Raw genomic sequence first — 24219 nt, 5'->3', positions numbered from 1 at the left:
GACACGGGAGACGATACATATGAAAATCGATTTCGGTATTGATTTTGGGACCACGAACAGTGCTTGTGTTGGCATACTGGATGGTAAAAGGGCAATCCGTTATACGGACGGCTATACGGCCCCTTTTCCTTCACTGGTCATCATCGATAAACTCACGGGTGAGGTCTTAAGTGGTAGGGAAGCTTGGAATAAAAGACAACAGTTAAGCGAGTCATGCGAGGTATTCAGCTCTATAAAATCCTGGCTTGGTGAAAATATTCAATGGAATTTAGGTGGTAAAGTGTGGACACCGGAAATGATCGCGGCTGAAATTTTCAAAGGATTAGTCAAACAAGTCTCCGATAAATCAGGGGATGGCTTAATCCAAAGTGCGGTCGTTGCCGTTCCGGTAGATTTTTCCGCGGAAAAGCGTCAAGCTCTACGTTACGCTGCTAAGACGGCGGGTATAACGATTACATCCTTTGTTAGTGAGTCTACTGCCGCTATATTTCATAATTTCGATAAGGTTAAATCATACTCTAAAGTAGCGGTGTTCGATTGGGGAGGAGGTACTTTAGATATCTCAATACTCGAAAATAACAAGGGCAGCATTCGTGAAGTATCCGTGGGTAACGAGATGCTCGGTGGTGACGACATTGATTCAAAGCTGGCTCGATGGGCTCACAACCAAATTGAAAGAGCAAATCCGAGAGGTGTTTCGTTCGAAGATATGCCCGCTTCGTTTAGAGATAGACTCATTGCGCAATGTGAGACGGCAAAAAGGGATTTATCTGTCATGGATCTGGTGGATGTCAGGCTTAATAAATACGGTGACTACGGTCCTGTTAAGGTCGCTATCGATAATGATACTTTTACAGCACTAATCGAACCGGAAGTTCTCAGAGCCATGGATTGTATGAATGCTACATTAGAGCAAGCCAAAATCAATTTTGATAATCTGGGATGCATCTTGTTGGTTGGCGGGAGCATTAATTTACGCCCATTTATTGAGAGAGTCGAGCAAGAATGGAATTGTCATAAGATTTTTCCCGATGCTTCGGAGTGGAGTGTGGCCTATGGGGCTGCCGAATTAAGTTTGACTGAAGGAAGCTATATAATGTCGGAATCCGTTGGAGTGATATTGTCGGACGGTGGTTTTTACCCGATCATTAAGAATGGTGAAAGTATGCGAGGCAATGAATTCACCGCATCATTCGCTTTGGTGGAAGATAGTGATACAGCTAACCTCATTTTCGCAAATGAGAATGGGAAGATTCTGGGATACGCCCATGTCCCCTCTTTTGGCTTCTTCAAAGAGCAAATTGATATTACGGTAAGTTTGGATCAGGATATGGTGATTCATTTTAAAGCCAAGAGTAAAAATAGAAGTGATAAGTATCACGTGCTATGGAGTTACCCAGGTCCGAAGATGACTTATAAATTACCGGATTCATCAATCGAGGTGATAACTGATGCCAGTTAAGTCAAATATTATCCCAATAAGTAATGTTCATCCATTAAACGGTTCTCTGGTTCAGGATACAAATTTTCACAAACACGTAAAAGGAAAAAAAGCTTTGGTTGAAATGCTTAGGAATATTAAAGGGATGCAAGCTGTAAGCGGATTCCATACAGATAATATTAAACATCTTCTTACACCTCCTCAGATCAGCGATTTTGATTTAAATTCCTATTGCTCTCTCTTGGGTGATAAGGAAGATATGGTGTTTGGCTTTGCTTTGGCTGACGGGAACTTAAAAGAGCAATGTCGCTGTTATAAAGTAGATTGTAAACATTTTAGCACCTGTCGACCCGGTGTAGATAAGGTTGAAGTATCTGTTCGTCATTATACACTGTTGAAATCACTCAATGACGCTCGTAGGCCTATTAATCAACGGGAAATAGGACAAATTTACGACAATGCTATCTTGACTAAACCCAAAGATCTACAACTAGCAGCAAATATACTTAACGTAGTGTTGGACCCAACTGAAACAATATTAACCCACAAAGAAGTGGGCTCTCAAACTGATATTATCGAAGGGGACCCAGAACGTTGTATGCTGGTCAATGCGGGTCCCGGTACGGGAAAGACGTATTCTTTGATCGAAAAAATCAAATATATGTTTCTCCATAATGACATTAGTCCCTCGGAAGAAATGCTGGTTCTATGTTTTACCAGAACCGCAGTCAAAGAGATTAAAGAGAGATATTATAAAGAAATAAAATCGGGAGAACTTCCGGGAGATTTAGCTTTTTTGGAAATTAGAACATTCGACTCCTTTGCAACGATCATGTTAAATCACTGCGGTAAAGATGTAGTTGGTAAGGATTATGAAGAAAGAATTCAAATGGCTATCGAATTACTGGATGAAGAACCGTTGTTGTTAGAAAATTTTAAACATATTTTCATTGATGAAATTCAGGATCTAGTCGGTTTAAGGGCTCGTTTTGTAAAAGCTATACTGGAAAAATTACATGGCGGTTTTACATTGCTTGGGGACCCTATGCAAGGAATATATGATTATCAAATAAAAGATAAGCCGGATGAACTTGATTCGGTTACATTCAGAGATTGGCTGCATCAATATTGCGGAGAAAAACTGGAAACTGTGTCTTTATCGAAAAACCACAGGCAGAATCAGGTATTGACCGCCTTTTCGTTAAAATCCAGAACCATGTTGGAAAGCGGTATCCCGGATCAAATTCAATCTTTCCTGGGTTTAATGAGCGAGCTCCCTTCCAGGGGCGGATTTTCAAATTTCGAATTGGGTGGTTCGGAATTGTCTGATTCTAAAATAGGATTACTTTGCAGAACTAACGGTGAAGTTTTGAAGCTTTCAGGTTATCTCAGAAAAAGAGGGTTTTCCCATAGCGTAAAAAAGCAAAATATGTACCCGTTGATACCTTCATGGATAACGGAGTTGCTTTCATCGAATGATCATGTCATAACTCTAAGGAATATGGAACTGCTTAATAGAACATTCAGTTTTTGGAACCCGGGGGAGACAGAGATGAAATTCAATCTCTTAAGAGGTATTGTCGGAGAAGACCAGAGCTATGTCAATAGGGATACTTTGCTTGGGAAACTTTCCAGAGAATACAAGCTGCCTGAGGAACTTTACGAAGAAGTAGATTCCCGCCTGTGTGTTACGACAATACATCAATCCAAAGGCAGAGAATTCGATAAAGTGTTATTGGTAAGGAAATCAGATCGCGGAAAAGATACTGATCTGATGGAAGAAGCAAAAGTGTATTATGTTGCTATAACCAGGGCGAAAACGCAACTGAATTTAATTGAATCGGATAAAACGATCCTATCCAGATCAAATGATGGGAGATGGTATCAAACTCGCTTCTATGGAAAGAGATCATTAAGCAGCATCGAGTTCGGTATGAAAGATGATACGGACGAAGAGAGTTTTGTCAATCAAGTTATAGTTAAAGGGCCCAAGGATAATCAGAAGTACATCAGAGATCGAATAATAGAAGGGGACGAAATAACTCTTCACTATAATGGGCAAATATTTCATATTGTACATAACGATACGATAATCGGAAGCACTTCACAAAAGTTCTGTCAATCTTTTAAGCAGGCAATACGGGAAGTTTACGGTAATATCTCATATTTCCCCTCCACAGTGGAAGGTCTCTATGTGGATAAATTGTATTCCGTTATTAGAAAGCCGGAGACAATCGGAGGAGGAGTACCGGAGCCATTCTGTACCCTAGGGGTTTGGCTGGGGGTTCATATTTTGGGTTTAGGGAATGTAAGGTGGCCTATATAAAGAAAGGGTGAATCGGAATATGGACTATTCAAAGTATTATGAGGCCAGGGACGTAATAGAAAAAATGCTGGAACAGGATCTGGTAGGGCCTCTTTCTGATAATGAGATAATTACGGATATTGATCCAATTCGTTATTACTCGATGGGAATATTGTATCCTCAAAATTATATGGTCCATCAAGAAGAACAAGAAAAGGACAGATTGGAAGATGATACGGAATCATCAGATAAAGCTTTAAATATGTGCAATTCGGCAAATCCTTCTTCCTTTGCCGCTTCATTCACTACAAAAGCGAGTCTGGAGAAATTCGTTATCAGTTGCTCGTTTGCTTGGTATAAAGCGAGTGATAAAAAAAATGTTACAAGCGAAATCCATCCTTTTATCTGGAGCCGATATCACGACAACAAAGAATTCGTTTATCATACAGATGATTCATCAGGGACGATCTTTAAAGTTTGCTCCGGGCTTGAAATTCAAGTATTTATGCAAAGGGAGTATAAAGACGGTTCCAAAACATATACTGTTGCACTTATAAATAATTATAAGGCTGGAAGAGATATTAAGACAAACAATGAACAATCGTTCTTTCAATCGCAACTTGAAATTTCAGGAACCGATAAGGAAGTATTCATTGAAAAGCAACTGAGGGTCGGCTTCAGTAAAGATTCTGAATTACTGAATTTAGAAATGCTTTACCGCCACAATAAAACTTTTGCTGTTGGCCATGGATGCAGCGTGGATTGGAAAGCCGAAGGAGATCACGCTTACTTAATATTAACCACTTCTCTTCCAAAATATAATCTTTTTCAAATGATGCCGTCTTTTCATGTTGATAAGAAGGTGCTGTCATGGAAAATGCTTTCTGAAGGTGGTAAGGAAGAAATCATTCATTCCCTAAAGCAGTTAACAAACTCTTATGGAAATTGGATAGATAAAACAGCAGCTGAAGCTCATAAATTGCCCGGTAAATATATTGAATGTGCCGACGAAAATTTAAGGTTATGTCGGGAAGCTCTCGATAGGCTCAACTCCTCAATTGACTTGCTAAAGGAAGACAACGACATTTTTAAAGCTTTTCAATTAGCTAATCAAGCTATGTTACAGCAAAGGGTTCGGCAGCTTGAGTTCAGAAACGAAAAATATAGTATGGATGTTATAGGATGGTATCCTTTTCAGTTGGCATTTGTTTTACAGGAAATCAGGTCTGTAGCCGATCCAAACGATAAGTACAGAAATGTGGTTGACCTGCTATGGTTTCCGACAGGAGGTGGAAAGACTGAAGCATATTTGGGGCTTTCAGCCTTTACGATATTTTATCGACGCATCCGGTCTTATCGAAAAAAGGCTTCGGGTGCAGGTGTAACAATAATAATGAGATATACGTTACGTTTGTTGACGTTACAACAATACGAGCGAGCCTCTTCGTTAATTTGCGCATGTGAGTTGATTAGACGAAAGTATCCAGAGATATTAGGTAAGGAAGAGATCTCTATCGGCTTATGGGCTGGTGAAGGGTTGACACCTAACTGGAGGGAAGATGCACAAAAAGGACTTAAGAAAATATTAGAGGAAGGGTTCGATAGCCTGAAAGAAAAGGATCATAACCCATGCCAAATTTTAAGTTGTCCTTGGTGCGGCAATGTGATCAGACCGGTAGACTACGAGGTTACTAAGTCTAAAATGATTATTAGATGCCGCAATACGAATTGTGATTTTAAGGACGGCCTTCCTTTATATTTAATTGATGAAGATATCTATCAATACAAACCGTCGTTAATTCTAAGTACAGTCGACAAATTTGCGAGAATGACATGGGAAAAGAGAGTAGGAGAATTGTTTTCCGTCAGTTCGAAGAAGCTTCCGCCCGAGTTAATTATTCAAGACGAATTGCATCTTATTTCCGGTCCCCTGGGAACGATTACTGGTCTTTATGAGATAGCTATTGAAATGTTTTGTAAACATGAGAATTGGAATTCAAAAATCATTGGATCTACGGCAACCATCCGAAATGCAAAAAACCAAATATTAAATTTATATGGAAAAGATTTTAGGCAATTCCCTCCCCAAGGACTGGACATCAGGGACTCATATTTCGCGGAAGAGTCCACTCCAGTAGATAGTCCAAGCAGGAAATATTTCGGTGTTATGGCTCCCGGTAAGTCAGCAACGACGATGCTGGTTCGCATTTATGGAGTTTTACTATATGCAACAAGATATCTAAAGGATCTGGGCTATCCAGATGATATCGTAGATTCCTTCTGGACAATTACGGGATACTTTAATAATTTAAAACAATTGGGCGGGGCTGTTGTCCACGTTCTTGATGACGTTCAAGCAAGATTCAAATACATTTATGGGACGAAGTTTAAAGAATCCGCTTATCCTCTTTTTACATCAGAAAGAGATTTTGCAAATTATGAAGAGTTAACAAGTCGTAAAAAATCGACGGAAATCGCAGATATACTAAAACGTCTGGAGAAAAAATATCCTGATGAATCAGCATTTGATTTTATCATGGCGAGTAATATGATTTCTGTAGGGGTTGACGTAGGAAGATTGGGAGTAATGTTTGTTAACGGACAACCCAAATCAAATGCTGAATATATACAAGCTACAAGCCGTGTCGGTCGTAGAACACCGGGACTTGTAATTATACTGCAAGATGCATCGAGGAGCCGAGACAGATCTCATTATGAGCAATTCAAATCATATCACTCATCCATATATAAATTTGTTGAAGCGACGAGTTTAACTCCTTTTTCTGAAAGGGCAAGGGAACGTGCCTTACATGCAGTCTTGATAAGTATGAGTCGGCACTTAGTAAACGGACTTAGAGATAATGATGAAGCGAAAAACGTTAGTCTGTACAAACCGGAAATTGAAAAAATGATCGCTTTCATTTTGGACAAAGTGGAGCTGATTGATAAACGGGAGAAGGCAGCTACTCATATGCAGCTTCTGGCCATCTTAACCGAGTGGGAAGCAAAAGCAAGCAGTGATTTGGTATATCAAAAACAAAAGAAAGATAACGGTATTCCATTATTATCCTATATTGAAAATCCTTACGGTGGAGGATTTCCTACATTGAACACCATGAGAACCGTAGATAGTGAATCGAAAGTATATTTGGAGGGATAAACATGCGGTTCGGACGTACAACGGCTAAGAAAATCGTAACCGTAGGTAAACTTCGCAGAAGTCAAATCGTTTCAGGCTCTGGATGCGGAGCTATTGTAGATATGAGCAAGGAATCCGTAATTATGGCCGGCACGGATTTTTGGAAACACCAAGAGAATCAAGATTTTCTGGTTTATGAAGAAAATCTTCAAAAATTTTTAGGAGTGGACTTTTTTGTCTCTCCATCAGTCAAGGGTGAGAACGATCAGGATCTGCCTGCCTTCCGGTTTCCTCACTGGTTGTTCTGCCCGAAATGTAGAAGATTGGCTCATGAAAAAAAGTTCGGTTTCACGGAGAAACCTAAATGTAAAGCATGTAATAAGGAATTGGTACCATCGAGGTTTGTGGTTGCATGCGAAAAGGGCCATTTAGACGATTTCCCATATGAATATTGGGTACATGAAGGTAAGAAGTGTACGGGCAATTCGGAACTTTATTTTGAGACCCAAGATAATAGTTCTGGATTAGAGAGTATTATCATTAAGTGTAAAACATGCAAATCCAGAAGATCCATGGCTAAAAGTTTTTCACATGAAACAAAATTTAAATGTTTTGGAAAACGCCCATGGTTAAATGACCAGGAGTCTACGCCATGTGATCAAGAAATGAGAACTTTACAAAGAGGAGCGACTAATTTATATTTCGCAATTAATGCGAGTGCACTATCTATACCTCCATGGAGTAAGATGGTACAGGGCGAACTTCGAAATCATTGGAAAACATTAAGTAGTTTATTAAACGATAAAAATACTTTCTGTATTGTAGTGAAAAGTATAGGTTTGGATAAAAAATGTAACTGTGATGCAGATTATCTATACGAACAAGCTTTGCTAAGAGATAGGCATGAGAGAACTGGTAAAGAAAAATCCTGGGAAGAAATACTGGAAGATGAATACAAGGCTTTTTTAATTGGTCATTCCGATGACGATGACGGTGAGTTTAAGATTCGAACAGAAGAAGTACCTGATTCACTAAAAGACTATATTGATCAGATAGTACTAGCAACAAAGCTTCGTGAAGTTCTTGCCCTTCGCGGATTCAAGAGAATCAATCCGGATTTTGACGATAATGATAATGAATCATTTTGTAAAGTAAGTAAAAATTATAAGAATTGGCTTCCGGGTATGGAGATGAAGGGTGAAGGTATCTTCATTAAGCTTAATGAGAATCGTTTAAAGGATTGGGAGAATAAAAATTCCGATTATTACAAATTAATGGAAGGGAGAATGCAGACTTCAATGTTTAAAAGGGATAATTTCTCCCCACGCTATGTCTTATTACATTCATTATCCCATTTACTAATTAAACAGTTGATTATGCAGTGTGGTTATGCAACAGCGTCAATAAAGGAGCGTATATATTCAACGTTTATCGATGGAGAAAATTCGTCTGAGATGTGCGGTATTCTAATCTACACAGCAACAAACGATTCCGAAGGGAGTTTAGGCGGTTTGGTAAGGCAAGGAGAAAAAGACAGGTTTGAAACGACATTCCTGCAAATGTTGGAATCAGCAAGCTGGTGCTCTTCTGATCCGCTATGTATTCACTCTAAGGCGCAAGGTGTTGACTCATTAAACTATGCTTCTTGCCACTCATGTAACCTTTTGCCCGAGACGAGCTGTGAAGCTCGAAATTGTTTCCTCGATAGGGCAGCTATTGTAGGTACATTTGACAACAGGGATATTGGTTTTTTTCGTGAATTGATGGATAGTGCGTCACCGGAGGAATTGTAATGAGCAGAATGATTCCGCCTTTTTACGATGAACGCAATACAAGTGACGGTGAGATCAAACTATTCAATGCTTTACGTAAACTTCCTGATGAATTTGTCGTACTTCATTCCTTAGGTATGGCTAATCACAGAAGCAAGGTGTTCAGCGAGATTGATTTTGTCATCATATGCAAAGAGGGTATTTTATGTTTAGAGGTGAAAGGTGGAAACGTATTTCGTAGAGAGGGCGCTTGGCATTTCGTCGATCGCTACGGAAACGAAAATGTCAAAACTAAAGGGCCTTTCGACCAAGTTGTTGGTGGAATGTATTCCTTAAGAGATCATTTAAAGAAACACTTCGGTTACAGTCATACTATAACTAATGCAATGCATGCTTGTGGTGTTGCGTTTCCAGACATACCTTTTGCACAAAAGGGTCCTGATATCATCCCGGAAATTGTTTATGATATGCGAAATAAAGAATCACAAATCCATGATTACGTTAAAACTGTTTTTGGCTATTGGAGAAGTAAAACCATTGAGAAACATGGTTTTGAGCCTGGGAAAATTGATCTGCGTCAAATTGATGTTTTGTTAAACTATCTAAGAGGTGATTTCGGTTACGTATCATCCCTTAATCATATTATTGAACAGACTGAAAAAAACCTGTTGAAATTAACAGAAGAACAAATTGACCGTTTATCTATGGCATCGGAAAACCCACGTATATTATTGCAAGGTGGTGCAGGGACGGGTAAAACTTTGTTAGCATTAGAGCATGCCAAACGAGCTGTTGCTTGTGGGAAAAGAGTGATGTACATTTGCTTCAATAAGAAATTGCATCAACACTTACGTTATCGGATTGAACAAACGGATTCGTGGGTTTTACAAGGAATGCACTCTGGTCACTTCCATGGAGTTTTAAGTGATATGTTACTGGAAATGCAAGTGCAACTCCCTGATAAAACGGATGAATCTATATATTTTGAAAAAGACTTACCAGAAGCATTTTGTGATGCCGCGGCAACATACGGATTTGAACGTTATGATCTTGTTGTTGTAGATGAAGGACAAGATTTATTGAGATACGAGTATCTTATGTGCTTCGATCAAATGGTGAAAGGAGGTCTGAAAGAGGGAGAGTGGCACATTGCATATGATCCATTTCAAAATATTTATAATCCTGAGTTACAAAACGGGCTGGATTTACTTAAGGATTTCGCCTACATAAAATTGAAATTAGATACAAATTGTCGTAACACTAGGCCTATAGGTATTCAAAATATGTTAATGACTGGCGTACCGCCAGCAAAGACTTTTAAAGTCGACGGATTGGGTGTAGAAGTGGAAGCATATGAAGACTCTACTGATCAAAGAATAAAACTGTTAAAGAGGGTAAGAAACTTACTAGGCCAAGGTGCAAAGCCGGGAAGCATTCAGATTCTATCCAGTAGAAGATTCGAAAATTCGTGTATGAAAGGTGAGAACCTTTTTAAAGGAATATGCAAATTTCAAGATGTAACTAACTTGATTCCTAAAATTGTGCTTGAGGATGCTTTGAAATTTTGCACCATTCACAGTTTTAAAGGATTGGAAGCCGCTATTATTATTTTAATAGACGTAGAAGGATTTGAGGATACGGATACAAGGTTACTCAATTATATTGCTATGTCTCGGGCAAAGTCTCTTTTATACGTATTTTATAATAAATTTCTTGAAGATGAACGAAATAAGATGATCGCACAATCCTCGAGGTATATTACGGAAATGAATCTTGGTTGAAAGTAAGATTAAGATAGATTGTTCTCCTACCCATCAAGTAGACATTAAAATAGACAAAATATGCTTCGGTTATTTCCTGGTAACTATACCGATGTTATTAAAAAATACTTTTGTGCGGAAATTGTTTAAGTGTACCCTTGTTAAGTTAAGTAGTTCTACACTACAGGATTCTTGATGTAAATCTGATGTAAAACATCAACATCAAGGGTAACAAATCAATATAAAAGAACACAAACGAGTATGAAAAACCCTGGTTCTATGCGGTTTCATGGCACTATAACAGAAGGTATAATAATGGGGTTTGTTCCCGCATACAGCACATGTGGAGTGCTGTGTGTCGGTAGTGAGAAAGTAGTGGTTTAACGCCATCTTTACCTGATAGTTAGACTTAATCAAGCATCTAATTCTCCCGATTAATCGAGAGAATTAGATGTTTTTTTTGTATTATTCAAGCAAGAGTTTATTGATATAGTAATATTGCAAATACCCCAAATAAGGGAATAAATACCAATCTGAGAGGGTGTATTATTACCGCAATTATCATTTTTTGGTAGTCAGTTATGTTGAAAAGACTCGAAGATAGTTGAATCATGTTGACTTTGAAGGTAAGATTGATAGGGAAATACTACTAAATACAAAATGAAGTTTTCATAGGTACTACATCTATTAAGAGAATCTACTTATCATAATGATATTTCCTTCAACGAGGCAGCTGAGCAATGCGGTCAAGTGAAGCGCAGAACTGGTGAGGTGACACACACTTACCGTAAATGTACTAACAATTATTGCACTGATCAAGATAGCCCAATGATGAAAAACATTCATACTGGTCAGATCTTTTGGGGATTGCCAACTAGCATTTAATAACGACTAACCTAGTAGATGGACACATTTTCCTTCTGTCCCTTCCGCTAACAGATAAACAAGTAGGTTGCTAGAGACTACAAACACTACGAAAACAACAATGGAGGGTTAAAATGAAAATCAATAAGTTAGCATCCGTAGCAATTGCATTATCAGTCCTGCTTGGGGGTAACAGCGCACTTGCAGCATCCACTGATCCAGTATCTGCCACATCATCTGACCTCGAGTATTCCAAAGAAGCAAAAGAGGCACTAAGTTACCTAAACGCCACTCGAAAGAAGATGGGGCTTAAAGAAGTTACATTGAATCCGTACTTGGTGAAAGCGGCGCAAAACCATGCGGACTATCTAACAGCAAATAATAGCAAGGAACACTCAGAAGTAAAAGGGTCAAAAAAGTTTACTGGCGAAGATGCTAAACAACGTGTTGCAGCAGTGGGAGCACCAGAAGCCTACGCTAAGAAGGCAGGCGAAGGTTTAACGTTTCATGTCGATACCGCTATAGAAGCACTAGATACATTCTTAGGTTCTGCGTACCACAGAACACCGTTAGTAAATCCGAGATTATCTGAAATAGGTGTCGGTATTTCGGGTAAAAACATAAACTTCCTATATGTAGCACAAAACACAGAAGTAGTCCACTCAGTTTACCCTTATGATGGTCAAACTGGAGTAGGGGTAGGTTTCTACGGTTTTGAAGATCCGAATCCCTTAACACAGTTTGGTCTGACTAAGTCGGGTTATATCATTTCCTTCTCACCTGATTACGTCCCACGCATAAAAGAATTAAAGGCGACTATCAAAAACAGTAAGGGGGAAAGTATCCCTTACTTTACAGAGTGGAAATCACAATGGTTCTTATTTCCTAAAACTGAATTAGCCTACAATGAGACGTACACTATTTCCGTCAACTATGTACCGGAATTAGGTGCTGATGAAGGGAAAACACTAAATAAAACTTGGTCTTTCACTACTATGGCAGAGCCAGTCACCACACCAACTGCACCGCCAACCACAGGCACTACTAAGCCGACTCCTAGTGGTTCAATCTCTGCAGTAAAGTTCAACAAAGATAATGTCGGTGTGTATATCAACGGTGAAATGGTAACTTTAAACCCTACAGCTAGAATCGTAGACGGAAGCACCTTTATCCCTCTACGTGGGGTATTCGAGAAGCTTGGCTCTGAAATTGGTTGGGAAGAAGCAACCCAGACGGTAACAATTACAAAAGGGGCAACTATCGTAAAACTGACCATTGGCAGTACAACAGCGACAGTCAATGGTAATATGATTACTCTGACAGTAGCACCGTTCACCATCGAGGGTTCAACCTACGTACCTTTACGTTTTGCAAGTGAATCTATCGGAGCAGACGTTAAGTGGGATGCACCAACCTACACAGCCACCATTACTAGCTCAGAGTAAAACCGCCTGTGGTTGATTCAGGTGAAGTCGTCAATGGCATCAAGGTGCAGTATGGAAAGCACACCTACGCTTCTAAGAATCAACTAAGCTCTAAGTAACGAGTAAGTAAACTGTTCAGCCCTTTCACTTCCCAGTAGGAAGTCGAAAGGGCATTGTTTCTGTTTCGAGACATTTCCCATACGCCTCGCCTCGAGTTGGCCATGACGAAGCATGCCCACTCCGGTAAACCAAGTGCTCGAAGCTCGCGGATTCGGGTGCGCACTCGTTTCCACTGCTTCCATTGGCACATGCGGAGCCAGCGACGAATCATTATAAATTGATGCAGAACTATCCTAAAGATAGACCACTAGATGATTTTAATAATATTTTAAATGATTTATCGTAAGTAGGCGATATGAAACACTTGTCATTTCCTGTCTTCCCAAGTTATCATCAACAACACTTTACCTTCTTTGGGAGGGGATTTTTATTGTTGAGGCAACCATGGCCAGACTGGATGAAACCTGCATGGGATCAACGATTCAATGAATTAGCGTTAGCTGCTGGAAGACAAAATCAAATCGAATTGTTGAACCGTAAGCAAGAAGGACTAATGAAGCAACTAAGTGGCGAACTGACAGATTCGCAGTATCAAATGCTACTGGAGTGGGACGAGTATTCCAATTTTCGTAATGCAGTCGAAAAAGAATGGATGTATTTAGCTGGGACAAAAGATGGTATGGAGATATTGAAGAAGCTTAAGGACTTTATGATGGATTGAAGGGCCGATGTAATAGAACCGCCGGAGGCTTTTGAGAAAGCCCTATTTGTTGGGCACTCCATCTCCACAATTATCCTTTCACGGCCCCCGAAGCCATATATTATATAAAGTAATTTTGCATGAATAAGTACATGGAAATACTGGAGAGCTGCCAATAATGAACCGGCTGCCACCCACCCAATGTTGGCATTATTTTCACCAATGAATGTGGATAAGGCAACGGTGATAGTGCGAGATTCAAGTTTTGCAGAAAAAAACTGTGAATTGATAATCGTTCCATATAGAAACACCGTTCATAATAAGAACCGTCGCGGTAATTGGCATTAAAATTGGCAGGATAATCCGAAAAAATAATCCTATCTTTGTTGCCCCATCTATCATTGCAGCGTCGTCCAGCTTTTTGGGAATAGTACTTAATAAAGCCTGTAAATAAAAAGATGGCCATAGAAATATGAAAGGTTAGTGGAGCAGCACAATCCCTATATAGGTTCTCAGCATCTTCTTTGCAGGCTATAAGAAGTAGGTCTATTCAACTATTTTTGGCAAATATTATGCAGGATATTGTGTTTATTTGTAGAAATATTATGAATTCAGAATTTGTTGAGGAGATGAAAAGATTGTCCATTGTGTTTTTCTTACTTGCCTTGCTCACAATCATTGCGTTGATTATAGGTTTGATTAGACCAAAGACCATAATATTGTGGGGAACTAACGAAAAGAAAACTAGGAAACGGGTCCTACTATATTATGGATTGGCTGTTCTTGTATTTTTTGTCGCTTTTGTAGCTACCGTCCCAGCGTTATCTCCCGAAGAGAAGGCTGCAATGGCAATGGAGAGAGAGGTAGTTCAGACAAAGAAAGAAACTGAGAATAAGGAAAAAGCTAAGAAAGAAGCTGAAGATAAGGACAAGAAAGATGCTGTTGAAAAAGCGAAGGTAGAGGAGAAGACCAAAAAGGAATCCGATGCGAAAGTTAAAGCTGATGAAAAAGCTATGAAAGATGCTGACGCTAAACCTAAGGCAGAAGCGGATGCTAAAGCTGAGGCTGATACTGGAACTAAAGGTTATTATCCGGTTGAAAAGATATTAGAAATGACTACAACCGATGGAAAAGGCGGAAATTGGATAAAGAAGAATCTTGGCAAAAAAACGATTGAAGGTAAGGACGTATTTGCAATATCTTCGAAACCAAAAAACTCGTCTGATGTAACAACAAGTCTCTATATATATAACGAAAATAATGATGTTCAGTTAGTAGGTAAGATTAATTCAAAAGAAGAAGTTAAGTGGGAGAAGGAACCTAAAGTAATTCTATTAGGAAAAATGGTACCCAATAAGGAATATACAGTAAAAGACGATATCTTTGAAAAGAAAATGGTCTTAAAAGGATTCGAAAGTGTTGAATTATCAGGACGGAAATTCGAAAACTGTATGGTTGTGGAAACCTCTCAAACAATCAATAAAAGCATTATTAAGACAAAGGCATATTACTATAAGGATTTAGGCATTGTTAAATATGAATTTGCTCAGGATAGTTCTTCAACACAAGAATATTACACCGATTCGAAGGATTAAGCAGAACGTTGCATATGTCTTTTCAAACACCAATAACAATTCGAGCAACAGTTCTGAACTAAAACTATCATTTGAGGGATCGTTGAGAGAATGAACAAAAACAAATATACAAACAATACCATTGCACTAATACTTATACAGAAGGTCGTCGCTCAAAATGATCCGTACCAGAGCTCGGACTTGAATGATCTGGAAAAAATCAATGAGATGTTTCGAATGAATATATCGTTTGCAGATGAATGGTTTAGATTTCTTCGCCTCAGTAATATAAGAAAAGAGGTAATCTGGGATTAAAGAAAGTTTATATGTGATCTAATGTAATAAAATCACCAAAACTCGGAACTAACGCACTATTGCTTAGTGCCTTTAAGATTTACTAGGAGGATATTGGAAGGAAAATTGGAAGGAAATGAGCCATTCGGTTTTCTGCGGCGCATTGGAAATAAAATGTAGCCATTTTAAAAAAAATGCTCTAAACCCTTGATACATAAGGGTTTAGAGCAAGCTTTTCCTCACTTCTCAACACTCAAACACTCATCAAAATCCCGAGACCTCGGCCCCGTTGGCGGGTCTCTTTTTTTGTTTGGATGAAACAAATCTTAAACAACATGATCTTGAGTAAATTTAACCTCCATAGACAAGCAATTACAGTAAGAAAAGAACCTTCAGCCCATTTAAAATGGTTTTGAAGGTTCCTTTGTTCAAATTTTGGGAGTAAGAATTTTGCTCTTGCCCTTTGAAAATAGCGTCTTTTGTTATTATCTTTTATAAATCAGAGCAGCCTACAGAGGCTTCACCCATACTTGATCTAACCCGCCTGACAGCAGGCGGCGCTGCTGGGCTTGGTCCAGATGCGGATAATCCTCATACTGATGCATGCCGCGTGATTCGGTGCGGTTTAATGCCGATGTATACATCCATCGGGAGACAGCGGCCATAGCTGTGGCTTCACGGAATTTGACTTGCTGCACGCCAGTGGGCGCAGAAGTAGCACGGAGGGCTGACCAGACCTCATGCAGATTGGACAAGGAGCTGCGCAGCTTGGTCTCGGAGCGGAAAAAGTTTTTATCGTACGGCATAACTTCTTCTTGAATAGCACGAATGTAATCGGTATTACGCTCAGCCTGGTAAGTTCGTTGACCCGATCCAGTCTCGGAACCACCTGCCAAGCCTTTGAAATTGCGCTTTCTTCCATGCTGTCCAAGTGTTGACGCAAACCGTGCGGCAGCTTGACCGGAGAAGACACCGGAGGACATCGCCCAAGCTGCGTTATGGCTGCCGCCTCCTGAGAAGCCGCCTGCCATATGCTCGCGTGTAGCAGCATCCCCCGCAGCATACAGACCAGGAACACGTGTGGCGCAAGTCTGATCGAGGATATTGATTCCGCCTGTCCCGCGAACGGTCCCTTCCAGCCGCAAAGTAACAGGGAAACGATCCTTGAATGGGTCAATCCCGAGTCGATCAAAGGCTAGAAATAAATTAGGCTGGCCCTTTCGCATCTGTGGGCGCATGGCTTCGCCGGCTTTATCAAATTTGCAGTAGATCGTATGATCCTTTAATTTTTTGGCAATAGCGGATTGGATCGTAAAGATTTTGGCGGGTACAATTGCATCATCTGCCGCATCCGTGCCCTCAACTCGCGAACCGTCTTCATACGTGTAGGAACCATACGAAAAGAATGCGTTCTTAGTCACGGAGGAATTCGCTGCGCAGATGCCGTAAGTGTTGGAAAACTCCATACCTGATAGCTCGGCACCTGCTTCAACAGCCATCAATAAGCCATCGCCAGTGAGCACATTGCAGCCGAGTGCTTTGCTGAGGAAGGCGCATCCGCCTGTTGCGATGATGACGGCATGGGCTTTGACACTCCACCGTTCCCCGTTGTCCAGCATGATCCCGGCGGCTCCGCATACGCCTTCATCATCGGCAAGCAGCTCGGTTGCCGGGCAGTGATCCATAATTTTTACGCCTGCTCGCTTCACACGCGAACGCATCATTTTCATATATTCGGGCCCCTGAAGTGAGTAAATCGTCTCTCCCGCCTGATTGTAGTGAAATGGAAACTTCCACGCTTCCAGTCGCGACCTATTTACAACGGTTTGTGCAAGCACCGGATTCAGATAAGCGCGGTCCGATAGAAAACCGCCTAGCCGATGACGATCCTGCATGGCTTTCTCATGAAGCTCAGGGTCTGGATGCGCCACCCAGATATTATTGCCTGACGGCGCGGTGGCTCCGCTAGTGCCGCAATAGCCCTTGTCGGCCAAAATGACGGATGCCCCGGCTTCGGCGGCAGCAACAGCTGCCCAAGTGCCCGCAGGACCACCTCCCAAAATAAGTACATCTGCTTCTAAGGAACGCTCATTGTTTTTGGAATGGTTGCTCATAACGTGTCTCCTTTGCCTGTGATTTGCATATAAAAAAGACACGTCTCAATAGAAACGCATCTCCATGGGTATGGTCGAATTGTTGTAATGCATATATACTACTATCCATAAAAGAGAGCTGTCAATATATTTCCGATTATTTTGATGGGAATTAAAGAAATTGATTGACGGACTTTGACTTGAGATGGTAATGTATGAATACAAATATATTATTCAATCTATTCCGATGCATTAACTTTTGATTAGGTGATTTTGTCTTAACACAATATTGAAGTGACTACCGTACGAGCGGAGACACTACTTCTCTTATTACAGAGAAGGGTGTCTCTTTTTTTATCCAAAGGAGATGGCAGCATGATTGAAATCATCAGCGAAAGCAAATGCATTGAATGCAACATGTGTGTATCGGTATGCCCAACTAATGTCTTTGACAAGACAGCTAACGGAATTCCTGTTATTGCAAGACAAAGCGATTGCCAAACATGCTTTATGTGCGAGCTGTACTGCCCTGCTGATGCTTTGTTCGTGGACCCTAATCCTGAACCGCAGAGTAAACTGGACGAAGCTGAATTGGAAAGGCAAGGGGTGATTGGCGGCTATCGAGCTGTGGTAGGCTGGGCAGTGAACAAAAAAAAATCGGTTTCTTAAATTCAATTGTCCCCATATATATGACAAATATTTATGTATTGACAGAATGAGGTAAGGCTGTTAATATGATCAATTATATATCCGATAGGATAACTTGGTTTTAAAGTAATTAGCCTTCTACCGTATCCAACGGAGACTGTTCTGCTTGAATTTGATTTCAAAATAGTCCGTATTTTTTCAGAGGGGATGAACGTTATGGTTGAACCATTACTGAAAATCGACAACTTAAACAAGACGTTCCAATCTAACAAAGGATCCGTTCAAGCGCTTCACAACATTCAGCTTCATGTCAAGGAAGGCGAGTTCATAACTGTTATTGGTCCCAGTGGCTGCGGCAAGAGCACGTTACTTAAGATCATCGCGGGATTGGATGTCCAATACCAGGGAGATGTAAAACTTGGCGGGCAGCCGATCAAGGGACCCGGTATCGATAAAGGATTTATTTTTCAAGAACCGCGATTGTTTCCATGGCTTACTGTAGAGAAAAATATAGCTGCCGATCTTTCGCTGCGAGATCCAGAAGTGCGTAAGAAGGTTGATGAGCTTATCGAGCTGGTTCGTTTGGAAGGCTTCCAAAAATCGTTCCCGAGAGAGCTTTCTGGCGGGATGGCGCAGCGCGTAGCCATTGCGAGAGCATTACTTAGGAATCCTAAAGTGCTGCTGCTCGATGAGCCCTTCGGGGCGCTGGACGCATTCACAAGAACACACATGCAGGAAGTGCTGATCGATATTTGGCAAAAAAATAAAACCACAATGATTTTCGTCACGCACGACATCGATGAAGCGATTTATCTTGGGAATCGCGTTGTGATTCTTAAGCCTCGTCCGGGAGCTATTCGCAATATTGTTCCCATTGATTTACCAATACCCAGAAAAAAATCAACGACGTCGTTTCAACAGCTGCGCTTGAAGGTGCTGAGCGAGTTTGAGCGGATTGAAGAGCTGGAGTTAATAGATAGCTCAGGTATTTAGAACTGAAGCGGGGGAATCATGATGAGCCAGCAAAGGCAGTTAGCGACAGTTGAATTGGAATATGTGCAAAGGCCCGCTTTATCAGAAAGAAAGCAAAAACTCAAACAGCGGGTAAACCGTTTTGCTCTTGGAGCGTTAGTTCCCGTACTGTTTTTGATCGCGTGGCAAATTCTTGGGGATCTGGGCGTCATTTCATCGCTGCTGTTTCCGACACCCCTGCGGATCTTTCAAGCAGGTATCCGATTGGTACAGACGGGCGAGCTGTATGACAATCTAAAAATCAGTCTAGTCCGCGCTTTGTCCGGATTTTTTATGGGTGGGGCCTTGGGACTTGCTTTTGGTGTACTTGTCGGCTTATTCCGCAGATCGGAAAGAACATTAGATCCTACTGTACAGATGATCCGCATGGTACCGCATTTGGCAATAGCCCCACTGTTTATTTTATGGTTCGGTATTGGTGAGACAGCCAAAATTTTACTGATCGCCAAAGGAGCCTTTTTTCCGCTTTACATCAATACGTTCGTTGGCATTCGAGGCGTTGACAACAAGCTGTTTGACGTTACTCGCGTACTTGGTTTCAGTAAATGGAAGCAGATACTAAGGCTGATTTTACCGGCAGCGCTGCCCAATATTTTGCTTGGAGTTCGTATATCTTTGGGCGTATCCTGGCTCGGTCTGGTTGTAGCGGAGTTGATGGGTTCAACAGCAGGTATCGGTTACCTGATGTCGGATGCCAGACAATTTTCCAAAACGCCGGTTGTATTTGTTGGTATTTTAATCTTTGCAACGTTTGGTATTCTCTCCGATTCATTGGTTAGGTTGCTTGAACGGAAGTGGCTATCTTGGCGGGAAAATTACAATGGACGATAAGCCGATCCTACGATGCAAGCTTTCTAAAAGCTTGATTTAAGCAAACCCATGAGGAGGAAGGAACACTTATGAGCAATGTAGTCAAAGCACTAACACAACGGTCGCAGCCAAGCGATAGAGCCGATAGGACAGAACTGCTGCTCCTTCGCAGCCAATGGTTCAAGGGAAAGCTAAACGATTTTGCTATCGGCTCGATACTGCCCGTATTGATATTGGTGCTATGGCAAATACTTGGTGACTTGGGTGTGTTCTCGTCCACGTTTCTACCAACGCCGCTCAGCATCACATCCGAATTTCAAAAGCTGATCGTTTCCGGTGAATTAACGCAGCACTTATCGATTTCGCTGCAGCGCGCTGTTGTGGGCTTTATTATTGGAGGCGTATCGGGGCTTGTGTTCGGCTTCCTCGTCGGCTTTATGCAGCGATTGGAGTTTATGCTCGATCCCTCGTTTCAGATGCTGCGGATGATCCCTCATTTGGCGATAGCTCCGCTGATCATTCTGTGGTTTGGATTTGGCGAGGTTTCCAAAATATTCATTATCGCGAACGGCGCTTTTTTCCCGATGTACATCAATACGTTTATAGGGATTCGCAATGTCGATCGTAAGTTTTTTGAAGTGGCGCAGGTTCTCAATTTCAGTAAAACAAAACAAATTTTTCGCTTGATTCTTCCGGCCTCCTTGCCGGGCATCTTGCTTGGATTACGTTTATCCGTTTCTATTTCTTGGCTCGGTCTTGTCGTAGCAGAGCTCATCGGCTCTCAGGCCGGCATCGGCTTCCTTATTAATTACGGCAAGCAAACGTCAGATACAGAGCTCATTTTTGTAGGAATCATTATATTTGCTGTCATTGGCAAGCTTGTGGATACAGGGGTCCGTTTATTGGAAAGCAAGTGGTTAAGATGGAGAGATAGCTTTCAAGGTTAATTGAATAACATAAAAGGGGAGAGCACAATGAAAAAGGGAGCAAACAAACAGGGTATTTTTAAAAGTCGTTACGCAGGGGGATTTCTGGCACTTATTCTCATCATGTTGTTTACGCAAGCTTGCGGAAGTACTGCACAACAGACGGCTTCAACTGGAGCTGCGCCGGCTGCCTCCACGGCTGTTAAAGGTCCAACGACGTTAAATTACGGTTATATCGGAACAAGTAAGTTGAATTTCCCGGGCGGGGCTGAGGGTTGGGGCTTTTATAAAGGTATCTTTCAAGAAGAATTAAAAAAATATGGTATCACTGAAGTGAAATTAACGGCATTTCCAAATGGCCCGGATCTAAGTGAATCGTTAATCAGCGGTCGTCTGGATGTAGGCAGCTTGGGTGATACACCTGCTATTTTGTCCAGATCAACAGGCGCCAAAACACGTTTTATTACGCAAGGGTCCATCAGCAGCATCGGGTATTTGATCGGTAAAAAGAACGGTCCTCAAACACTCACTGAACTAAAAGGTAAGACGGTTTCTACACAAAAAGGCTCCTTCCACCATCGTTACTTGGCAGGATTGCTGAAAGAAAGTAATATTACCGACGTGAAAATTGTGCATATGCTGCGTGTTGATGCGGAAGCTGCGCTGGCTCGTGGAGAGATTGATGCGATGACTAACACCGATGTGTTCGCGCTCAAACAGATCGAACAAGGCTATACCTTGATTGATGATGCAACGAAGCATCCGAACTTGCTTGGAACTAGCGCAACGGTCGTTTCTGAAGATTATTTGAGCAAAAAAACAGATTTCCCTAAGATCTGGAACGAAATTCGTCTAAAAGCTTTGAACGACCTGAAAGCGAAGCCGGATGAGTACTACAAGTTTTTGGCGGAATTGAATAATTCCACGCCTGAGCTTATGAAGAAGGTAACCCCTATCAGCAGTATTAAGGATGTTCCGTTTACGGATGAAGGCATTAAGCTGCTGGAAGGCACGAAAAAGTTCCTCGTTGATGAGAAGCTGGCGGAGAAAGATTTTGACCTGAATCAATGGATTTTGAAATAACGCTATAGCTGTCGCTAATCAAGTCACTGACTGTGTAACAACTTCAAGGGGGTAGGCGTATGAGTTCAGCACCAATCAATCAAATGGAAGCTGATGTGTTGGTACTCGGCGGGGGTCCGGCAGGGGCTTGGGCAGCCTGGAGCGCAGCCAAGCAGGGCGCCAAGGTCATTCTGGCCGACAAAGGGTATCTGGGATCGAGCGGAGCTACAGCGCCAGGAGGAACCAACTTATTGTATCTTCCTCCGGATCGTGAGCTGCGTGAGAAGGCCGTGCAGCAAAGATATCGGGAAAGTGGTTATTTGGCCGAGCCGGAGTGGATTCATCGGGTGCTGGACCAGGTGTATGAAAGCCTTGTGTTGGTTGAAGGTTGGGGGTATCCGTTCAGACGTGACGAGGATGGCGTTCCCTTGAGGGATCATCTGCAAGGACCAGAATATATGAAGTTGATGCGTAGGCAGGTGAGTAGAGCTGGCGTGCGCATCCTTGACCAGTCGCCTGCGTTGGAGCTCTTGGTGGATGAGCACGGCGTTGGAGGAGCTCGCGGTATATCGCGTCTGGATGGTGGAGAGTGGGAGGTACGTGCCAACGCGGTCGTTATTGCGACCGGTGGTTGTGCCTTCTTGAGTAAGGGACTCGGATGCAATGTACTCACTGGTGAAGGTCTGCTGATGGCGACAGAGCTGGGGGCCGAATTGTCAGGAATGGAATTCACCCGACAATATGCACCGAGTGCAGCTTTCAGTACAGTCACACGCGGAAGGCTGCTGAACTGGGCAACCTATACTTCGGAGGAGGGTACAGTGCTGCAAGGAGGAGGTCCAAGGGCTGGCGATTTTTTGCCGACCATGCTGAGTAAAGGACCCGTGTACGCCGTGCTTAATCACGCGGATACCGAAGAGAAGCAGCAGATTTTGCGCAAATCGCATGCCATTTTCTTCTTGCCGTTGGATCGTGCAGGTATCGATCCGTTCACGCAGCGTTTTCCGCTGACGCTGCGCTATGAAGGTACCGTGCGCGGCACGGGCGGTATTCGCTTGACGAATGACGAGTGCGCCTCCACCGTCCCAGGACTGTATGCCGCAGGAGATGCGGCAACCCGTGAACGTGTCACGGGGGCCAAATCCGGCGGCGGCGCGTTCAACGCCTCCTGGGCGATTTCCTCCGGCACCTGGTCCGGAGCCGGAGCAGCGCGATTCTCGCTGGCCCAGGAGCGCAGCGCCGCCTCGCGGAAATTGCAGCCAGCCGGACGTTACGGCTTGGCAGGCCGCAACCAGTCGCCGGAAGAGATCGACTCGGCGGCGTTGGTGAAAGCTGTCCAGCAAGAGGTGTTTCCGCTGGACATTAATTATTTCCGCAGCGAGCCTGTGCTGCGTCAATCACTGGAGCGCCTGCACAGGCTGTGGGCAGGCATGCAGGGAACGGTGCAGCCTACGGTGCAGGGCCGCTTGCGGACAAGGGAAGTTGCAGGGATGATTGCAACAGCCAGATGGATGTATACGGCTGCGCTGGAAAGAAAAGAAACGCGCGGATTGCATATGCTTCAAGAGTACCCAACAACGGATACAGCTCAGCAGCATCGCCTTATCATTTCCGGTATTGATCATATTCGGATTCATGCGGAGCAATTGACGGAACAGCAGCTCGGACAGGAGGTGGTGCGCGGATGATAGAATTCGTAAGCTCAGATCGATGCGTCCAATGCACGGTATGCGTGAAGGTATGCCCAACTAACGTATTCGATAAAGGTGCAGATGGGATTCCCGTTATTGCACGTCAAGAAGATTGCCAAACCTGCTTTATATGCGAAGCCTATTGCCCTGTGGATGCGCTCTATGTTGCTCCTTATGCAGATCCTCTGGAAGCTGCTCCTACGGAAGAACAATTAGTTGAGGATAACCTCTTGGGCAGTTGGAGAGAGACCATTGGCTGGGGCAAAGGCCGAACTAAACTTGCCGAGATCGATACGACCCCGTTTATTGACCGCATTTTACCCGCAAAACGCACGGGATAATGGATAGCTAACTATTAGAGACCATGGCCTTATTGGCTGGTCTTTTTTTTGTCTTGTCGAGGTAAAAAAATAGGCTCGCGACAACAGATTTGTGTATTGTATCTTTTACCAATTTAAGGTATTGTTCATATTAGAGAAACACGCATATATCGGTTGTACATCGATATTTTTTTGTCCTTGTGGGACGTAAAATGTCTATGAGGGACATTTAATGTCCCTGAATTGAAAATGCTCAGCTTTGGAATACCTGAGAAGAGGTACTGCAAACTAAGGAGGAGTCCAA

18 protein-coding genes and 1 pseudogene are annotated in these 24219 nt (G+C 42.3%); 16 read left to right on the top strand and 3 right to left on the bottom strand.

The genetic code is table 11. The features are described 5' to 3' along the window. The first annotated feature begins 19 nt into the window (after nucleotides 1-19). From BM210_RS02165 to BM210_RS02140, 6 genes are all read left to right on the top strand, one after another. Nucleotides 20-1462 (top strand): Hsp70 family protein, encoded by a 1443-nt coding sequence (locus BM210_RS02165; RefSeq protein ID WP_091164002.1) that lies wholly within the window; start codon nucleotides 20-22, stop codon nucleotides 1460-1462. Then, the gene (locus BM210_RS02160) at nucleotides 1452-3767 is read left to right on the top strand and encodes a UvrD-helicase domain-containing protein (RefSeq protein ID WP_091163999.1); all 2316 of its coding nucleotides are present in this window, start codon (nucleotides 1452-1454) and stop codon (nucleotides 3765-3767) included. The genes BM210_RS02165 and BM210_RS02160 overlap by 11 nt, the downstream gene beginning before the upstream one ends. Nucleotides 3768-3786: 19 nt before the next feature. Beyond that, complete coding sequence (locus BM210_RS02155) at nucleotides 3787-6906, top strand: helicase-related protein (protein WP_091163997.1); 3120 nt, start codon at nucleotides 3787-3789, stop codon at nucleotides 6904-6906. 2 nt (nucleotides 6907-6908) lie between these two features. Then, a complete protein-coding gene (drmB, locus tag BM210_RS02150) occupies nucleotides 6909-8678 on the top strand; it encodes a DUF1998 domain-containing protein (RefSeq protein ID WP_091163995.1) in 1770 nt (589 codons plus the stop codon). Continuing rightward, nucleotides 8678-10438: a nuclease-related domain-containing DEAD/DEAH box helicase gene (locus BM210_RS02145; protein ID WP_091163993.1), complete on the top strand. Its 1761-nt coding sequence runs from the start codon at nucleotides 8678-8680 to the stop codon at nucleotides 10436-10438. Before drmB ends, BM210_RS02145 begins: the two co-directional genes overlap by 1 nt. A 977-nt stretch (nucleotides 10439-11415) precedes the next feature. Next, entirely contained in the window at nucleotides 11416-12726 is a 1311-nt protein-coding gene (locus BM210_RS02140) for a stalk domain-containing protein (RefSeq protein WP_091163991.1), read from the top strand. A gap of 79 nt (nucleotides 12727-12805) precedes the next feature. On the opposite strand, the pseudogene BM210_RS36150 reads toward BM210_RS02140, so the two are convergent. Next, a pseudogene (locus BM210_RS36150) lies at nucleotides 12806-13033 on the bottom strand (group II intron reverse transcriptase/maturase); the annotation flags it as partial. A gap of 165 nt (nucleotides 13034-13198) precedes the next feature. Here BM210_RS36150 and BM210_RS02130 point away from each other — a divergent pair. Continuing rightward, a complete protein-coding gene (locus BM210_RS02130; RefSeq protein ID WP_143100979.1) occupies nucleotides 13199-13486 on the top strand; it encodes a hypothetical protein in 288 nt (95 codons plus the stop codon). 237 nt (nucleotides 13487-13723) lie between these two features. Here BM210_RS02130 and BM210_RS35530 read toward each other — a convergent pair whose 3' ends face one another. Then, nucleotides 13724-13867 carry a hypothetical protein gene (locus BM210_RS35530; RefSeq protein ID WP_256223205.1) on the bottom strand — a complete coding sequence of 48 codons (144 nt, stop codon included), beginning with the start codon at nucleotides 13865-13867 and terminating at the stop codon, nucleotides 13724-13726. A 203-nt stretch (nucleotides 13868-14070) separates the two neighbouring features. Between BM210_RS35530 and BM210_RS02120 the strand changes: the two genes are divergently transcribed. Together BM210_RS02120 and BM210_RS02115 are read left to right on the top strand one after the other, a co-directional pair. Next, a complete protein-coding gene (locus BM210_RS02120; RefSeq protein WP_143100978.1) occupies nucleotides 14071-15060 on the top strand; it encodes a hypothetical protein in 990 nt (329 codons plus the stop codon). A 90-nt stretch (nucleotides 15061-15150) separates the two neighbouring features. After that, complete coding sequence (locus tag BM210_RS02115; protein WP_091163985.1) at nucleotides 15151-15354, top strand: hypothetical protein; 204 nt, start codon at nucleotides 15151-15153, stop codon at nucleotides 15352-15354. Between the two features lie 488 nt (nucleotides 15355-15842). On the opposite strand, the gene BM210_RS02110 is transcribed toward BM210_RS02115, so the two are convergent. After that, complete coding sequence (locus tag BM210_RS02110) at nucleotides 15843-17447, bottom strand: FAD-dependent oxidoreductase (RefSeq protein ID WP_091163983.1); 1605 nt, start codon at nucleotides 17445-17447, stop codon at nucleotides 15843-15845. A 354-nt stretch (nucleotides 17448-17801) separates the two neighbouring features. Here BM210_RS02110 and BM210_RS02105 point away from each other — a divergent pair, with 354 nt between their 5' ends. The 7 genes from BM210_RS02105 to BM210_RS02075 all read left to right on the top strand — a co-directional run bounded on the left by BM210_RS02105 (nucleotide 17802) and on the right by BM210_RS02075 (nucleotide 23936). Then, a complete protein-coding gene (locus tag BM210_RS02105; RefSeq protein ID WP_091163982.1) occupies nucleotides 17802-18095 on the top strand; it encodes a 4Fe-4S dicluster domain-containing protein in 294 nt (97 codons plus the stop codon). Nucleotides 18096-18290: 195 nt separating this feature from the next. Further along, a complete protein-coding gene (locus tag BM210_RS02100) occupies nucleotides 18291-19067 on the top strand; it encodes an ABC transporter ATP-binding protein (RefSeq protein WP_091163980.1) in 777 nt (258 codons plus the stop codon). 21 nt (nucleotides 19068-19088) lie between these two features. Beyond that, the gene (locus BM210_RS02095; protein ID WP_177237622.1) at nucleotides 19089-19937 is read left to right on the top strand and encodes an ABC transporter permease; all 849 of its coding nucleotides are present in this window, start codon (nucleotides 19089-19091) and stop codon (nucleotides 19935-19937) included. A 68-nt stretch (nucleotides 19938-20005) separates the two neighbouring features. Then, on the top strand, nucleotides 20006-20863 hold the full coding sequence (locus tag BM210_RS02090; RefSeq protein ID WP_091163977.1) for an ABC transporter permease: 858 nt from the start codon (nucleotides 20006-20008) through the stop codon (nucleotides 20861-20863). Nucleotides 20864-20890: 27 nt separating this feature from the next. Then, nucleotides 20891-21925 (top strand): ABC transporter substrate-binding protein, encoded by a 1035-nt coding sequence (locus BM210_RS02085; RefSeq protein WP_256223204.1) that lies wholly within the window; start codon nucleotides 20891-20893, stop codon nucleotides 21923-21925. A 59-nt stretch (nucleotides 21926-21984) separates the two neighbouring features. After that, nucleotides 21985-23592, top strand: coding sequence for an FAD-dependent oxidoreductase (locus tag BM210_RS02080; protein ID WP_091163975.1), 1608 nt, complete (start codon nucleotides 21985-21987; stop codon nucleotides 23590-23592). Beyond that, the gene (locus BM210_RS02075; RefSeq protein ID WP_091163974.1) at nucleotides 23589-23936 is read left to right on the top strand and encodes a 4Fe-4S dicluster domain-containing protein; all 348 of its coding nucleotides are present in this window, start codon (nucleotides 23589-23591) and stop codon (nucleotides 23934-23936) included. The genes BM210_RS02080 and BM210_RS02075 overlap by 4 nt, the downstream gene beginning before the upstream one ends. Nucleotides 23937-24219 lie beyond the last annotated feature (283 nt).

The sequence above is a fragment of the Paenibacillus sp. 1_12 genome (genome assembly GCF_900114475.1).
Lineage (GTDB): Bacteria > Bacillota > Bacilli > Paenibacillales > NBRC-103111 > Paenibacillus_S.
Note: the sequence above shows the minus strand (reverse complement) of the source record. Positions and strands in the feature narration are given on the sequence as shown.

Excerpts from the sequence above, each read along its gene's own strand:
- BM210_RS02160 (WP_091163999.1), top strand. The coding sequence starts at position 1,452 with ATGCCAGTTAAGTCAAATATTATCCCAATAAGTAATGTTCATCCATTA.
- BM210_RS02095 (WP_177237622.1), top strand. The coding sequence starts at position 19,089 with ATGAGCCAGCAAAGGCAGTTAGCGACAGTTGAATTGGAATATGTGCAA.
- BM210_RS35530 (WP_256223205.1), bottom strand. The coding sequence starts at position 13,867 with ATGATAGATGGGGCAACAAAGATAGGATTATTTTTTCGGATTATCCTG.
- BM210_RS02080 (WP_091163975.1), top strand. The coding sequence starts at position 21,985 with ATGAGTTCAGCACCAATCAATCAAATGGAAGCTGATGTGTTGGTACTC.
- BM210_RS02110 (WP_091163983.1), bottom strand. The coding sequence starts at position 17,447 with ATGAGCAACCATTCCAAAAACAATGAGCGTTCCTTAGAAGCAGATGTA.
- BM210_RS02090 (WP_091163977.1), top strand. The coding sequence starts at position 20,006 with ATGAGCAATGTAGTCAAAGCACTAACACAACGGTCGCAGCCAAGCGAT.
- BM210_RS02120 (WP_143100978.1), top strand. The coding sequence starts at position 14,071 with ATGAATTCAGAATTTGTTGAGGAGATGAAAAGATTGTCCATTGTGTTT.
- drmB (WP_091163995.1), top strand. The coding sequence starts at position 6,909 with ATGCGGTTCGGACGTACAACGGCTAAGAAAATCGTAACCGTAGGTAAA.
- BM210_RS02100 (WP_091163980.1), top strand. The coding sequence starts at position 18,291 with ATGGTTGAACCATTACTGAAAATCGACAACTTAAACAAGACGTTCCAA.
- BM210_RS02165 (WP_091164002.1), top strand. The coding sequence starts at position 20 with ATGAAAATCGATTTCGGTATTGATTTTGGGACCACGAACAGTGCTTGT.
- BM210_RS02145 (WP_091163993.1), top strand. The coding sequence starts at position 8,678 with ATGAGCAGAATGATTCCGCCTTTTTACGATGAACGCAATACAAGTGAC.
- BM210_RS02140 (WP_091163991.1), top strand. The coding sequence starts at position 11,416 with ATGAAAATCAATAAGTTAGCATCCGTAGCAATTGCATTATCAGTCCTG.
- BM210_RS02075 (WP_091163974.1), top strand. The coding sequence starts at position 23,589 with ATGATAGAATTCGTAAGCTCAGATCGATGCGTCCAATGCACGGTATGC.
- BM210_RS02085 (WP_256223204.1), top strand. The coding sequence starts at position 20,891 with ATGAAAAAGGGAGCAAACAAACAGGGTATTTTTAAAAGTCGTTACGCA.
- BM210_RS02105 (WP_091163982.1), top strand. The coding sequence starts at position 17,802 with ATGATTGAAATCATCAGCGAAAGCAAATGCATTGAATGCAACATGTGT.
- BM210_RS02115 (WP_091163985.1), top strand. The coding sequence starts at position 15,151 with ATGAACAAAAACAAATATACAAACAATACCATTGCACTAATACTTATA.
- BM210_RS02155 (WP_091163997.1), top strand. The coding sequence starts at position 3,787 with ATGGACTATTCAAAGTATTATGAGGCCAGGGACGTAATAGAAAAAATG.